Origin of the sequence: Nitratidesulfovibrio termitidis HI1 (assembly GCF_000504305.1) — a bacterium.
In the GTDB taxonomy this organism is placed as follows: Bacteria; Desulfobacterota; Desulfovibrionia; order Desulfovibrionales; family Desulfovibrionaceae; genus Cupidesulfovibrio; species Cupidesulfovibrio termitidis.
Map to the genome: position 1 here is coordinate 2,980,462 of NZ_KI632512.1, position 14,317 is coordinate 2,994,778.

Consider the following 14,317-nt stretch of genomic DNA (forward strand, 5'->3'; position numbering starts at 1 on the left):
CGCGCCCAGCCGCCGTGCGCCGGGGGAACCCTATCCGAAATCCGCGCGGAACTCAAAGGGCGGGGAAGGCCGTGCATCCAGCGGTACTTGCCTGTGGGAGCCGAAGATCGCCAAGCCGGATGGCACGTCCGGAGTGACCTTCAGTGTGGACAGTACTGGCAGCACCGGCGGCCCCTGCGCAGGTCGGGACGGGCTATTCGCCGCAGGCGAAGCGGAGGGGGGAGCGTTTCCGCCAAGTTATTCGCGGTTGCCGGGCACGCTGGCATGCCACCAGCCGGTCATTGAAGCGGGCCTTGCGTATGGGGAGAAGTCCCAGGCCGCAAGAATTTCGTCCATGTCGGGAGGCAGGGAATCCGGATGTTGTCGGTCGTTGGTGTAGTGCCAGTTCCGGGGGGGAGCGTCGTTGTTGCGGTTGTCGTGGAAGAAGGCGTCCACCCTTCCAGAAGGGGCCAGGACGATGGCCCCGTATTCCATGGGCTGCCGATCGAATGTGCCCCCGCAGGCAAGGCTGCCAGTGCTGGTGCGTGTGCAACTTGCCAGTAGGTCGCGTAATTGCAGGTAAAGAGGGGGCGGCAGGATGCCCGCCAACTGGGCGGCCACGCCGGGCATGGTGTAGACGGTGTCAGCCGGAAGACCGTCAAGATGCGCAAGCCCGGTAAAGGGCCGCATCGGTGCCCCTGCCCGGTGAGCCGGACCGGGGAGGCTGTTAAAATACACATAGGCCGGGTATTCGGGGCCGTCATCGTTCGTGGGCGCAGGGGGGACGAGGCCGTTGCTGAACGGGGCGCGCCATGTCTCACAGGCGGGCTGAGAATCCGGGCAGGTGGAGACGGTCAGCACGTCGTTTTCATTGTACCATTCCCGGTGGAGCGAACCTGCAACCGTGCCGTGTTCTCCGTTGCTGGCAGCGTACGTGCCGGTGAAGACCGCAGGGCCTTCTTCGGATTGCCGCGCGGTGACATCGAACAGCCATGTACGGTTCTTGGCGTCGCCAGCCATGGTCCAGCGCGTGGTGGAGGTGGCAGACACTGGGCGCCTGCCTTGCCAGAAGGCAAGAGCCGTCCAGTCCGGAGCGGAGGCAGGTGATGGCGGGGTAACTGCCTTTACCCTTGGGGCACTGGCGTGCAGCCACGTTGTTGCGGACAGGACGAGGGGCGGCCAACCGTCGAAATCCCAGATATCCACCAGTTCATTCAGGTCCGGGGGTAGCGAGTCCGGATGCTGCCGGTCATTGGTATAGTGCCAAGCAAGGTTGCGGATGCGCCCATTGTCGCGTGAACCGTAGAAGAACACATCCACCCTGCCGTATGGGGCGACAAGCAGCGCCCCATACAACACCTGTTGCCGGTTGAAATGGCCGCCGCAGGCAATGCCGCCTCTGCTGGTCCGGGCGCACTGTCCTTCCATTTCCTGAAGCAGCAGAAAATGCGGCGGGGGGAGGATGTACGCCAGTTGAGCGGCAACACCGGGGATGGTGTTGAAGTCCCTTCCGCCATGCTCGAAGAATTCGTCCATGCCGGAGAACTGCGTTTGAGAAGGCGGCTCCCCTGCGTCAGCGGCGGCAGATGGGGGCGCAGCAGGACGAAAATCCGGAAAGGGCGGCATGGGGTGGGTTGCATCCGGGGAGTAGCGTATACAGGCGGGTGCGTTCCTGGGGCACATGTATCCGTCTGTTGCGGATACACCGGCATGCCACTTTGGTATGTCCCAGAAGACAACGGGAATGGGGCTTTCGTTCGCGGGCGTGTATGTTCCGCTGTATACGCCGCACCTGTCTTCCGTCTGCTTCGACATGACGGAGAGGCCGGGGGCAAAAGTTCCGGCAGGCATCCTTGCGGAGTTCCATTCCCGTATGATGGTCGGCACATGCGGGGTGGAAACGTTCAGGCGGTCACGCGCGGGCGCCGTGGTGGGAAAAAGGCAGTGCAGCAGGAAGACGATGCCGAGCAGGCGGGCGAGGGCATGGGGCATGGGGTACCGCTTCGCTGGTTGAGGCACCGCGCGGAAGGGGAGCCGGTATCCGCGCGGCGCGCTTTGTTTTGCGTACGCCTTTTCCTATTTTTGACGTTCGCGGGAGATTTCGTCAAGCAGCATGGCTTCGACATGACGGCGTGATGCATAACCGTCGTTGCAGTTGCGTAGTCTGTTGCTGGCAGTCTCCCAATCTTGCACCTTGATCGCGTTCCAGACAGGTTTCAGTTTGCCCGTTGCTGCACCAGTTGTCCCATATTGGTAGGCAATGGAGCTGACGACGGTCTGAGCCTGAACTGGTTGTGCTGAGCTAGCGTTAGCTTGGCAGTGGTGGTATGTTCCTATATATGTAGCCGAATGGGGTGCCGCGCGCATTGGGATCTGGGGTGTTGTCGTTCTAGGATTTTTGTTTGGAATTATGTCAACGATGCAGTGGTGTTAGGCGATGGGGGCTGTCGTGAAAAGGTTCAAGTACAATGCTTTGATGTTTCAACGTGCCACAATAGTATTGCTTGTTCTTGTTGATCATTTCGTGTGGTATTTTGCAGGATTTTATAATGATGTGAATTCGTATTATATAGTAGCAGTTGAACTCCTACGCATAGCTGCGATAGTTTTCGCGTTTTTGTATAAAGACAATTGCGGTATTGGGAAAATTCTTACAGGAATGATTCTATATTCGTTTTTTCTGGCATTCGTAAACTGGTATGGAATTAGCAATTCATATTATGGGCTGCACAAACGCACCGTGACAAATATGTTATATTTTAAAAAATCACCAGAGATAGAGTTTGAAAATTTATGGCCATCTTTTTTTGCATGTGTTTATCTTCAAGTCATATACCTCGCATATCGATATGGAGAAAAGAAAGGCGTAAAATAAATATGGCCACCTTCCGCTAGAAGGTGGCCACGGCATTACTTGTCGACAAATTTGCCGTTTCCCGCGTCTCTGGGATGCTTTGCCGGATCCCATTCCTTACTTTGCGATTGCGGGCGGTCAGCTTTGTCCTTTTCTCGTCTTTCTGCGATCTTTTCAAAGGCGTAGCTAATCGGTTGAAAATGGTCGGCTGCCAACGTCCCCGTGGCGAACCCGCGTGCGCGGGAACCCGCCTCCTCCTGCATTTTGGCGATGCCTTCCTTCTTTTCCTTGCTTCCGTATGGGTATGACCACCACGGGCGCAGGCGCTTCAAGATGCCCTCTCCCTCCAGCCCCAGCGGGTCGAAGGCGCTGACCGGGTCGTCCACGCAATAGTCGTAGGGGTCGTGGTCGCCGCCGGTGTCGCCCAGCGGGTCGGGCGCGGTGAAGCGTCCGGTGCGCGGGTCGTAGTCGCGAAAGCCGAAGCGCACGAGGCCGGTGTGCCGGTCCACCAGCCCCCCGGCAAAGCCCAGCGGCAGGAAGAAGTACGGGCAGGTGTCCAGCAGCGGGTTGCCGAAGCTGTCGTATTCCATGCGCTTCACCACGCGGCCATCCGGGGCCAGCAGCGCCTTTGGCGTGCCCACCTGGTCGCACCCGATGCGGAAGGTGACGGAATGCTGCGGCGTGGCGGGTTCCCCGGCCTTGCGGAAGATGGACGGGTCCAGCAGGTTGCCGTCCAGGCTGTCCAGCGCGGGGCCGCGCACGGTGACCGCCTCTGGCACGCGGCCCCCGCCGTAATGAAAGGTGTAGTCCGAGCCGGTGCGGTGGTCGCGGAAGCGGGCCAGGCGCAGCGGGTCGAGCCACTGGTATTCCTCGCTGGGCGCGTGGTTGCGCAGCACCATGAAGGGCATGCCGTGCTGCCCGAAGCGGTAACGGATGATGTACTCAGCACCGGCGGCACCTGTGCAGGTCGGGACGGGTTATTTGCCGCAGGCGATGCGGAGGGGACGTTGCGGGCGCATTATTCGCGGTTGCCGGGCACGCTGGCATGCCACCAGCCGGTCATTGAAGCGGGCCTTGCGTATGGGGAGAAGTCCCAGGCCGCAAGAACTTCGTCCATGTCGGGGGGCAGGGAATCCGGATGTTGCCGGTCGTTGGTGTAGTGCCATGAGGCCACCGGCCCATCGGGGGACGGATTATGAAAAAAGACATGGATGATGCCGGTGGGGCGCAGCAGGACTGCGGCATAAGGCATTTGTTCATGCTGGGCAAAGCTTCCGCCGCAGGAGAGAGAGCCGCTTTCGAGCATAGTGCATTCGGCGTCAAGGCGTTGCATTAGCGCTAAGTGTGGTGGCGGCAGGATGTCCGCCAATTGCTCGACTACTCCGGGGACCGCGAAGATGGCGTTGACCCATCGGCCATCAAGGCGTTCCAAGTCGGGCAGGGGGCGAACGGGTGGGGACGTCCATTGGGCTTTTTCTGGGGTACTGCTCATGTACACATGGGAAGGATACTGGGGGCCGGAGAAATTCTGGGTCTGGGGCGGGGCAAGATCGTTGGTGATTTCCGTCCGCCACGGAGTGCATACGGATTCGGTAGATGGGCAGGCATAAATGTCGACCAGGTCGACTTCGGAGTCCCAGTCTTTCAGGATCGAGCCAGTGACCGGGACGTTTTCTCCGGTGCTGTCCGTATAGGAACCGGAGAAAGATGCCGTGCCGTCCGGGGTTTGTCTGGCGACGACATCGAAGCGGACTTCTCCGGATTTTACATCTCCAGAGAGAGTCCATCGAGCCGTGAACATTGGCGGAGATGGGGGAAACACCTGTATGCCGGGATTCACCTGCGCTTTCACGGAGACAGCAGGGAGACTGGGCGATACGGCGTTTACGTGCAACCAGCGAGTGGCAGAGGTGTCAAGCGGTGGCCAGCCATCGAAATCCCATGCCTGTATCAGTTCCTCCATGTCGGGCGGGAGTGATTCCGGACGATTTCTGTCTGTCGAGTAGTGCCAGGCAAGATTCCGGATTCGCCCGTTGTTCCGCGAACCGTAGAAGAAGACGTCAATCTTCCCTGTGGGCGCAACGACAACGGCTCCGTACAGGATATGCTGTCGTTCAAAGTAGCCGCCACAGACGATGCTGCCCAGGCTGGTCATGGAGCACTGGGCCTGAAGGTCCTGCAATAGTAGAAAATGCGGCGGTGGCAGGACGTTTGCCAGTTGGGCTGTGAGCCCTGGCAAGGTGTTGATGGTCCATGCGGGTTGCCCGTGCAGGCGTGCGAGTCCGGGATAGGGGGGAGGCGTTTGGGGTGACCAGGCAGGTTTGGGCGGAAATGGGGTCTTGGCCGTATCGTTACGCAGTGTCTCCGTTACGATGTACGGCACCCTCCCGTCCGGGGAGGATTCCTGCGCATAGGATTCTGCTTCAAAGAACGCACACGGTTGCGTTGTGATGGGACAGATATAGCCTGATACCATTGGAGGTGATGCGTACCACATTGGGGTATACCATCCCGCCACAGGTGCAGAAGCTCCTGTGGCGTCCGTGTATGTTCCGACATATACGGCGCTGCTGTCATCCGCAGTTTTCGCCATGACGTCGAGGAAGGCATCCTGGCCACCAGGATGCACCGTGTACGCCCAATGATGTACCGTTGTGGATACGTTGGGTGCAACGACGTTATGCTTGCGGCTTCCCATGGCGGTACATGGCCAGACAAGGATAGCCGCAAGGCAGAGCGAAAGCGCGTGGAGGAAAATGCGGAGCATGGCAACCTTCTATCCGATGTGCCCCGCAAGAGTTTTTACGAGGCACATCGGCAAAGAAATATAGCGGTGCTATTTCTTTTGGCCTGCCCGAGGTATTTCGTCAAGCAGCTTGGCTTCAACGTGTCTTCGTGATGAGAATCCATCGTTGCAAGTCCGTAGCGCGTGGCTGGCGGAGCCCCAGTCATGAGCTTTTATGGCATCCCAGACAGGCTTCAGTTTTCCAGATGCCATGCCGCCTACACCATATTGATATGCTCCGGAACTCAGTACCGTCTGTGCCTGGATGGGGAGATTGTCGAAGCTGCCGCCTTCATCGGCTGAAGGAGTTTCTTTGTCAAAACGTTGCCGTGTAGCGTCCTGCCTTTTTTCTATGGCTATGCGTGATAGTGTATAGGCCTGCTCTCCCGTCAGCCGCGGATAGGTTCCAGTCTCGACAACGTAGCGCTCAAGTGCTTTTTGGGCTTGCCCTCTGTTTAGTTGCGCGAATTGTGCGAGCATTCTTGATGAGGTATCGCCATCAGGCGAGTTGATGCGGCGTTTGTATTCGGCAATGTCCGCGTGTGTCATATGCTGTGAGTCTACGCCAAGCCCAAAGGCAAGTGAGCTATTACCTGTGGAAAAGCTTGGTGTTGGATTTTCCCAGTTGCCACTTTCCAGGCTTCCCTCAAGAAAGGTCAGGGTTGCATACAAATGGCCGATGGGGTCGCTTTCAAGATGGTTTTGCTTGATGCGGTCCTTAAGCAAGTCATATTTTTTTTGACCGATTTTTTCAGGTGCAGTTTGCGGGGAAGGGGTGGGCTGCCCCGAATCGTTACTGGCCATCAACAGGTTTTCGGCATACGGCGATCTGCCGTCATTGTAGTGCGGCAAGGTGCGGATTTCTGCTCGCCCCGAGCCGCCGCGTCCCAGCGGCGGGGTGTAGCCTTCCGAGGGCCGGGGGCGCTGTTCGGGATAGAGCCGGGAGTCCGGAGGCTGCTCGTCGTTCAGTAGCTGCTGGCCGGATCTGCCGGTGGGGAGGCCAAGGATGAGTTCATCGCCACGTCTTGGGCCGAACGGCTTGAGAATCACTTCGCCAGGGTAAATGCCGGGGCGTACCCGTGGGGGATGCGTCAGGCTGCCCTCCGGCAGAGGGAGCACGGGCTGGCGGTGTTCGAGCGTCATGGCTCCACCGCCATGGGAGAAGGTGAACGTGCCGTCCGGGTTGCGTGGGTGTTTTGATTCGTCCCACCCCTGACCGATGATGGCTTCCCCGATGAGCCCCAACGGGTCGAAGGCGCTGACCGGGTCGTCCACGCAATAGTCGTAGGGGTCGTGGTCACCGCCGGTGTCGCCCAGGGGGTCGGGCGCGGTGAAGCGTCCGGTGCGCGGGTCGTAGTCGCGAAAGCCGAAGCGCACGAGGCCGGTGTGCCGGTCCGTCAGCCCCCCGGCAAAGCCCAGCGGCAGGAAGAAGTACGGGCAGGTGTCCAGCAGCGGGTTGCCGAAGCTGTCGTATTCCATGCGCTTCACCACCTTGCCGTCCGGGTCCATCAGGACCTTTACCGTGCCCACCTGGTCGCGTCCGATGCGGAAGGTGACGGAGCGCGGCGGTGGGGCGGCCTCCCCGTCCTTGCGGAAGATGGACAGGTCCAGCAGGTTGCCGTCCAGGTTGTCCAGCGCCGGGCCGCATACGGTGACGGCCTCGGGCACGCGGTCGCCGCCGTAATGAAAGGTGTAGTCCGAGCCGGTGCGGTGATCGCGGAAGCGGGCCAGGCGCAACGGATCGAGCCACTGGTATTCCTCGCTGGGCGCGTGGTTGCGCAGCACCATGAAGGGCATGCCGTTGTCGCCGAAGCGGTAGCGGATGATGTCGCCCCCGGGCAGCACCACCGAATCGAGAGCCACGGGCGCAAGCTGGTCATGGAGATCATGGGGATGATGGGGATGATGAGGGGCGTGGGGACGGTAGGGGTCGGGGGAGGCAGAGGGTGCGCCCCCGGCGGCGTTGCCCCCATTTGCATAGTAAAACCACGTGCTGGAGCGCCCTTCCTCCCGGCAGCGCAGCGTGCCGTCCGGGGCGTACATGTAGCGCGCCCGGCCCGCGCGCACGAGGCGGCCCGTGTTGTCATAGGCAAAGGCGCGCTCCGTCTCCATCAGCCGCAGCGCGTCGCGCGACATGCCGGGCAGCGGGTTCACCCTTGCCGTGATGCGCTGGCCCGCCGTGTTGTAGGTGTAGCGTTCCGCCCCCTGGCCGTCGCGGCGCACCTCGGTCAGGTGGCCGCGTTCGTCGTGGGTGTAGTCGTAGCTGGCGGCGCGCCCGCCGCAGCGTTCCTGTTTGGCGCGCAGCCTGCCGTCGGGCGAGAAGGCGCACTGCACGTCCAGCGCGGGGGGGATGGCGCCGGACTGGGGAGCGGTGGCAGAGGCGGCGGACCCGTCCGTCCCGCCGGGGGCACCCTCGGCGCGGGAATGGGGCGTGTGGGGTGCGGGCATGGCGAAAGCTCCGGAAGCGGGGGGAGCCGCCGGGAATGCGTCCGCGCCGTACCCCGGCCCGGCAGGCACAGTCCCTCCGACAGGCACTGCCCCTCCGGCGGGCGCGGCCCGCTCGTCGCGGGGGCGCTTGGCGAATACCACGGTGCGCAAAAAGTCTTCGGTGGACATGGCCTGGGGTGAACGCTGGGCAGGGGCGCGACGGGATGCGCGCCCGCGTGTGGATGCGGACATGGCATTTCCTTTGGTTGATGGTGGAAATGCCGCACCCGTAGCATGCGGGTTTCGGCTCGGCGTTGCCGCAACAGGGCCGCAGCGGGGTGGGGTGGCCGTCCGGAGGGTGTACGGCCATGGTGTTCCCCGGATGCGCACGACTCGCTCCCGGGGAACTTCCGGCATCTCCGGGCGCCCCGACCGCCATCACGGCATCACTCGGACGCCCCCTGGAACAGTGACTGTTTCTTCCTCTTCGGATAACCGCCGCCTCCCGCCCCACATCCGGCCATGGCAAGGCTTGCGGGCAGCCAGAGCAAAAGTAGAAGCGCGAACAGGAACGAGCGGGGGGTACGCATGCGAAACCTGCCTGTGGGTGCTGGAAGTTGCCAGGCCATGTCGAATGTCAGGAATGACTTCCAGTACTGGCAGTGCTGGCAGTATTGGCAGCACCGGCGGCCCTGCGCATGTCGGGACGGGTTATTGGCCGCAGGCGATGCGGATGGCGTGTTGCGGGACGCATGAGAGCGCGAAGGGGAACAATACCGTCCGGGGCACCCTGCGGCACCCCCTGTCAGGGGCTGAGGCGGCTCGCAGGTCTGGCCTGGTGCAGTTCAGGGGGCGGTGTTCCGCTTTTCGCCTGCTGGCATTGCGTCGGTCTTGGTTGGCAGTTCGCCCTCCGCCGCAAGCAGGGCGCTGACATGGACCCACGGAATCTTCGTGCCGCGCGGCACGCCCCACAGGCGCAGCACCTTGGGCAGGTGCTTGTTCATGTACCCGGTGAAGGTTGCGGCGTTGGCGGTGTCGTTGGTGTAGTGCCACGCGCGGGGAATGGGGTTGCCCGGCGCGGTGTGGACCAGCACATCCAGCCGTCCCTTGGGCGAGACGAACAGGGCCATGTTTATTTCCGGACGCTGCTCGCTCTCTCCCGCGCACACGGCTCCGTTGCGGTCGCCGAGGCAGTCGCCGGGGTGTCCCCCTGTCGGGGATTCCTTGCGGTTGGGGGCGAGGGGCAGCATGGCCATGGTGGAAACCAGTTCATACACGGCGGGCGGCAGCATGGCGGCAAGGCGCTGCGCGAAACCGGGGATTTCCAGCAACTGGTCATGGTGGAAGAATTTCTGAAACTCCCGGAGCTTGACCGGCAACGGCGTCAAGAACGGGGGAGGGATGGACGGCGCAGCGTTTTCCTGCCCGGGCGTGGGTTCCGCACGGCACAGGCGGAACGGGAGTTCCTCGAGGGAGGGCGATTGCTGGGTGAAGCCTGCCCGCGAGCATTGCGTGTCAAAGGCATCGGCTTCCCATTGGATGCAGTTGTCGCCTTGCCCCGCGCACTCCCACAGGCGCATGCCCCGCGCGGAGGGCCACCACTGGCTGAACACCCCGCCTGCAATGGCAACGGGAGGCTGCCCCTGCCGGGTGCTGACGCCCGACCCGGTGAAACGTCCTTCCTCGTCGGCCAGCCCGCGCATGGTCACGGTGACGGCGGTGCCGTTGACGGTGCCGGTCCAGGTGCGTTGCTCGACCCGCACCGGCATGACCGGCGAGGCCGGGTTGGCCAGGGGGCTGTGCTGTGTGGACAGCGGGCCGAAGTGCAGCCACGGTGTGGCGGGGTGCATGGGGTCGCCGTCGCTGGGATGGAGTTCCCACAGTCGGACGGCCTCTTCGATATCCCCGGGCATCCTGTCGATGTCTTCGGTATCGTTGGTGTAGTGCCATGCGATAGGGCATGTCGGCCAGCCCGCATCGAATATCAGAACGTCCACGCGCCCCTGCGGGCTTACCGCCAAGGCCGCAGGGTGGGTGACCCAGCCGGAACTGTGGCCCGCGCAGAGCAGGTTGCCCTGCGAGCCCATGAAGCAGGCAGGGTCCTTGTCGCTGCTGAAGCCCGCGATGCCTTCGTAATGCTCCGGCGACAGCATGCCGACCAGTTGCTCCGCAAAGCCGGGCATGGAGTTGGGGGTCCAGTGCTGTGACTTGTCCGCAAAATGCTGTGGGGGCACAGGCAGCGGGCGCACGGGGGCCGGGACAGGCGGAGGAAGCGGGGTTTGCCGAATGAGGCGGAATGCGAATGTTGGTTCCTGTCCCCATGGGGCGCTGTCGATGTACCCGTCGTGGGCGCGGTAGTCCGTGGGCGTCTCCCATCCGACATGAGCATACCAGTTATGGCACTGTGCTTCACCCGGAGGGCATTCCCTCAACCGCATGCCGGAGACCCACCACAGGGCGAAAATTCCGCCTGACACGCGGCGCGGCGGGCGGCCCTGCTGGGTGCAGACGCCGGACCCCACGAAACTGCCATCCTTGTTGGTCCAGCCGCGCATGGTCAGGGTGGCGGGTTCGTTGTCCAGCGTGCCTTCCCAGGTCCACTCCTCGAAGCGGAGCGGGAACGTCGGTTCCCGTGGGTCGGCAAGGGGCGCTTTTTCCCAGGCGGCCATGGCAAGACTTGCGGGCAGCCAGAGCGAAAGCAGAAGCGCGAACAGGAACGGGTGGGGGGTACGCATGCTGAGCCTACCTTGGGTGCTGGAAGTTGCCAAGCCATATCGCATGTCCGGAGTGACTTCCAGCACCCGGTGGCACCCGCGCAGGTCGGGACGGGTTATTTGCCGGTATGTGTGGCGGGGATGCGTTTCAGCAGTTCCGCTTCGGCATGACGGAAGGTCGGAGTTGCGGGCTATTGCGTATCGCATGGAAAGGCGCTGTTGACAGGGGGAGGATGTTCTGAGCCAGGAGCCCGCATTGGAGAGTTGTTTCTCAGGGGCATGGATTGTTGGCTTGCGTTGTCTCATTATCAAATATATAAAATGTGAATGCATGGTCGAAAAGTTCAGATTTGCGAAGGGGCGTATGGAGACGCTCAGAGAAAAAGCGATAGCCGTGCTGTTGATGATTTTTGTGATTGTTGAAAAATGGAAAGAAAGCGGCGTGCTGTGGCGCCGTATTTTTCTGTCCATCTTAGTGTATTGTAAGGAGTATACTTTTCGTAGATCATTTTCGACTGGAGGATGTAATGGATTCTATGCGTAAAAAACGCATCGTCATTTTTGGTATTTTTTTTTCGGAATGTATCTTTTGGCATTTTGCAGGGATATTTGCCGCTGCACACGATGTATATGTGTATTTATTTGTTATTTTTTGGACAGTTGTGATGTGCGTGACAATTGTGAAGGCAAATGATGTAAAGAAGATGAATGGTGTTTTATCAGCTATAATGGTATATTCTTTGTTTATGTTTTTTGTTTCTGCAAACAGTATGGTTCCATATTATAAGATGAATCCGTCAAACCCTGTAGTAAATATATTTTTTTTCAAGCGTGATGCAGGTATTGTTTTGGGTTCAGGAGGTGCTCTTGAAGCGTTTGTGTGTTGTATATACCTAATTATACTGTCTAAATTTTTTCGAACACAATAACGTTCATAGAGTGATTGTTTTTAAAAGATGTCTGGCGTTGCGGAATGTTATGTAGCAACGCCAGACATCTTTTATTATTTGCCGTTGGTTTTTCTTGTATTTTGTTTGGAATTATTTTTTTTCCTGTTTTTGATTTCACTTCTGATGTGATTTATTCCATAATCAAGAGCCATTTGTTGGCCATTTGGTGAATTAATACCAATGTTGTGAATTGTTTTTCCCCAGGTATTAAGTTCGGGCTTTAATGCATCTTGCATTTTCGCAATTCCTTCCTGTTTTTCTTCGCTGCCATATGGATATGACCACCACGGGCGTAATTGCTGTGCTATTTCGTGTACCTTTGTGTCTACGTTGTCTTTGGTCTTCTCGCTATCGGTATCCGGAGCATTTTTCCCGGACTCCATGGGTGTTGCATCAGCCAGCAACAGGTTGACGGCGTACGGCGCTCTTCCGTCACGGAAGTATGGTCTGTTACGGCTTATTCCTCGCTCTGGGCCGCCAGGACCCAGCGGCTGGAAGCCGTCCTTCGAAGGCATGGGGCGGTTTTCGGGGGAGAATCTTGAGTCTGGAGCCGGTTGGCCGTTCGGGGGCTGCACGCCGGGAGCGACGGGGAAGGTGCTGGCGATGAGTTCCTCGCCATGCCTTGGGCCGAACGGCCTGAGAAGCAGTTCGTCGGCGTAGATGCCGGGGTGTGCGCGCGAGGGGAGCGTCAGGCTGCCCCGCGGGAGAGACGGCATGGGGTGGCGATATTCGAGCGTCATGGCGTCGTCACCGTCGGCGAAGGTGAACCTGCCGATGGCGTCGCGCGGGTGCTTGGATTCGTCCCATCCTCTGGCGGCAACGGATTCGCCGATGAGCCCCAGCGGGTCGAAGGCGCTGACCGGATCGTCCACGCAATAGTCGTAGGGGTCGTGGTCGCCGCCGGTGTCGCCCAGCGGGTCGGGCGCGGTGAAGCGTCCGGTGCGCGGGTCGTAGTCGCGAAAGCCGAAGCGCACGAGGCCGGTGTGCCGGTCCACCAGCCCCCCGGCGAAGCCCAGCGGCAGGAAGAAGTACGGGCAGGTGTCCAGCAGCGGGTTGCCGAAGCTGTCGTATTCCATGCGCTTCACCACGCGGCCATCGGGGTCCAGCAGCACTTTCGGTGTGCCCACCTGGTCGCACCCGATGCGGAAGGTGGCGGAACGCTGCGGCGCGGCGGGTTCCCCGTCCTTGCGGAAGATGGACAGGTCCAGCAGGCCCCCTTCCAGATTGTCGAGTGCCGGGCCGCATACGGTGACGGCCTCGGGCACGCGGTCGCCGCCGTAATGAAAGGTGTAGTCCGAGCCGGTGCGGTGGTCGCGGAAGCGGGCCAGGCGCAACGGGTCGAGCCACTGGTATTCCTCGCTGGGCGCGTGGTTGCGCAGCACCATGAAGGGTATGCCGTTATCGCCGAAGCGGTAGCGGATGATGTCTCCGCCGGGCAGCACCACCGAATCGAGAGCCACGGGCGCAAGCTGGGCATGGGGATCATGGGGGTCATAGGGACTGTAGGGATCGGGGGAGGCATGGGGTGCGCCCCCGGCGGTGTTGTCTCCATTGTCCCCGTTGCCCCCGTTGGCCCCATTGCCATAATAAAACCATGTGCTGTTGCGCCCTTCCTCACGGCAGCGCAGCGTGCCGTCCGGGGCGTACATGTAGCGCGCCCGGCCCGCGCGCACGAGGCGGCCCGTGCCATCGTAGGCAAAGGCGCGCTCCGTCTCCAGCATCCGCAGCGCGTCGCGCGACATGCCGGGCAGCGGGTTCACCCTTGCCGTGATGCGCTGGCCCGCCGTGTTGTAGGTGTAGCGTTCCGCCACCTGGCCGTCGCGGCGCACCTCGGTCAGGTGGCCGCGTTCGTCGTGGGTGTAGTCGTAGCTGGCGGCGCGCCCGCCGCAGCGTTCCTGTTTGGCGCGCAGCCTGCCGTCGGGCGAGAAGGCGCACTGCACGTCCAGCGCGGGGGGGATGTCGCCGGACTGGGGAGCGACGGCAGAGGCGGCAGCCCCGTCCGTCCCGCCGGGGGCACCCTCGGCGCGGGAATGGGGCGTGTGGGGTGCGGGCATGGCGAAAGCTCCGGAAGCGGGGGGAGCCGCCGGGAATGCGTCCGCGCCGTACCCCGGCCCGGCGGGTGCCGCCCTTCCGGCAGGCACAGTCCCTCCGACAGGCACTGCCCCTCCGGCGGGCGCGGCCCGCTCGTCGCGGGGCCGCTTGGCGAATACCACGGTGCGCAAAAAGTCTTCGGTGGACATGGCCTGGGGTGAACGCTGGGCAGGGGCGCGGCGGGATGCGCGCCCGCGTGTGGATGCGGACATGGCATTTCCTTTGGTTGATGGTGGAAATGCCGCACCCGTAGCATGCGGGTTTCGGCCCGGCGTTGCCGCAACAGGGCCGCAGCGGGGTGGGGTGGCCGTCCGGAGGGTGTACGGCCATGGCGCTTGCCGGATGCGCACGGCGCGCCGCGTCGCACCGCAGTGTCTGCCCGCCACCACGGCGGCTTCCGTCCACCTCCGCCAGTATCCTGCCCGCATCCTGCCAACATCCGGGCGGCATCCGGCCCGCATCCCCTCGCCATCCCACCGTCATCCGGTGTTCCCCCCTTCGGACAACCGCCGCCCCC

8 protein-coding genes are annotated in these 14,317 nt (G+C 61.6%); 2 read left to right on the plus strand and 6 right to left on the minus strand.

The window, feature by feature from the left end; translation table 11 throughout:
* Positions 1–237: 237 nt before the first annotated feature.
* The gene (locus DESTE_RS12025) at positions 238–1,293 is read right to left on the minus strand and encodes a hypothetical protein (protein WP_156925340.1); all 1,056 of its coding nucleotides are present in this window, start codon (positions 1,291–1,293) and stop codon (positions 238–240) included.
* A gap of 630 nt (positions 1,294–1,923) precedes the next feature.
* On the opposite strand from DESTE_RS12025, the gene DESTE_RS12030 reads away from it, so the two are divergent.
* On the plus strand, positions 1,924–2,115 hold the full coding sequence (locus DESTE_RS12030) for a hypothetical protein (protein WP_156925341.1): 192 nt from the start codon (positions 1,924–1,926) through the stop codon (positions 2,113–2,115).
* A 774-nt stretch (positions 2,116–2,889) separates the two neighbouring features.
* Here DESTE_RS12030 and DESTE_RS12035 read toward each other — a convergent pair.
* The 4 genes from DESTE_RS12035 to DESTE_RS12050 all read right to left on the minus strand — a co-directional run bounded on the left by DESTE_RS12035 (position 2,890) and on the right by DESTE_RS12050 (position 10,780).
* The gene (locus DESTE_RS12035) at positions 2,890–3,741 is read right to left on the minus strand and encodes an RHS repeat domain-containing protein (RefSeq protein ID WP_035067882.1); all 852 of its coding nucleotides are present in this window, start codon (positions 3,739–3,741) and stop codon (positions 2,890–2,892) included.
* Between the two features lie 110 nt (positions 3,742–3,851).
* Positions 3,852–5,216, minus strand: a complete 1,365-nt coding sequence (locus DESTE_RS18020; protein WP_156925342.1) for a hypothetical protein — start codon at positions 5,214–5,216, stop codon at positions 3,852–3,854.
* A gap of 453 nt (positions 5,217–5,669) precedes the next feature.
* Positions 5,670–7,952: an RHS repeat-associated core domain-containing protein gene (locus DESTE_RS17265; protein WP_198015356.1), complete on the minus strand. Its 2,283-nt coding sequence runs from the start codon at positions 7,950–7,952 to the stop codon at positions 5,670–5,672.
* Between the two features lie 938 nt (positions 7,953–8,890).
* Positions 8,891–10,780, minus strand: a complete 1,890-nt coding sequence (locus tag DESTE_RS12050; protein WP_035067884.1) for a hypothetical protein — start codon at positions 10,778–10,780, stop codon at positions 8,891–8,893.
* A 506-nt stretch (positions 10,781–11,286) separates the two neighbouring features.
* On the opposite strand from DESTE_RS12050, the gene DESTE_RS18025 reads away from it, so the two are divergent.
* Positions 11,287–11,688: a hypothetical protein gene (locus DESTE_RS18025; protein ID WP_156925344.1), complete on the plus strand. Its 402-nt coding sequence runs from the start codon at positions 11,287–11,289 to the stop codon at positions 11,686–11,688.
* A gap of 74 nt (positions 11,689–11,762) precedes the next feature.
* Here the strand turns inward: DESTE_RS18025 and DESTE_RS17270 are convergent, their stop codons facing one another.
* Positions 11,763–13,763 carry an RHS repeat-associated core domain-containing protein gene (locus tag DESTE_RS17270; RefSeq protein WP_051384447.1) on the minus strand — a complete coding sequence of 667 codons (2,001 nt, stop codon included), beginning with the start codon at positions 13,761–13,763 and terminating at the stop codon, positions 11,763–11,765.
* Between the last annotated feature and the right edge of the window lie 554 nt (positions 13,764–14,317).

Bases quoted from the DNA above. Each gene is read 5' to 3' on its own strand.
- DESTE_RS12035 (WP_035067882.1), bottom strand. From the start codon at position 3,741: ATGCCCTTCATGGTGCTGCGCAACCACGCGCCCAGCGAGGAATACCAG.
- DESTE_RS12050 (WP_035067884.1), bottom strand. From the start codon at position 10,780: ATGCGTACCCCCCACCCGTTCCTGTTCGCGCTTCTGCTTTCGCTCTGG.
- DESTE_RS18025 (WP_156925344.1), top strand. From the start codon at position 11,287: ATGGATTCTATGCGTAAAAAACGCATCGTCATTTTTGGTATTTTTTTT.
- DESTE_RS17270 (WP_051384447.1), bottom strand. From the start codon at position 13,763: ATGCCCGCACCCCACACGCCCCATTCCCGCGCCGAGGGTGCCCCCGGC.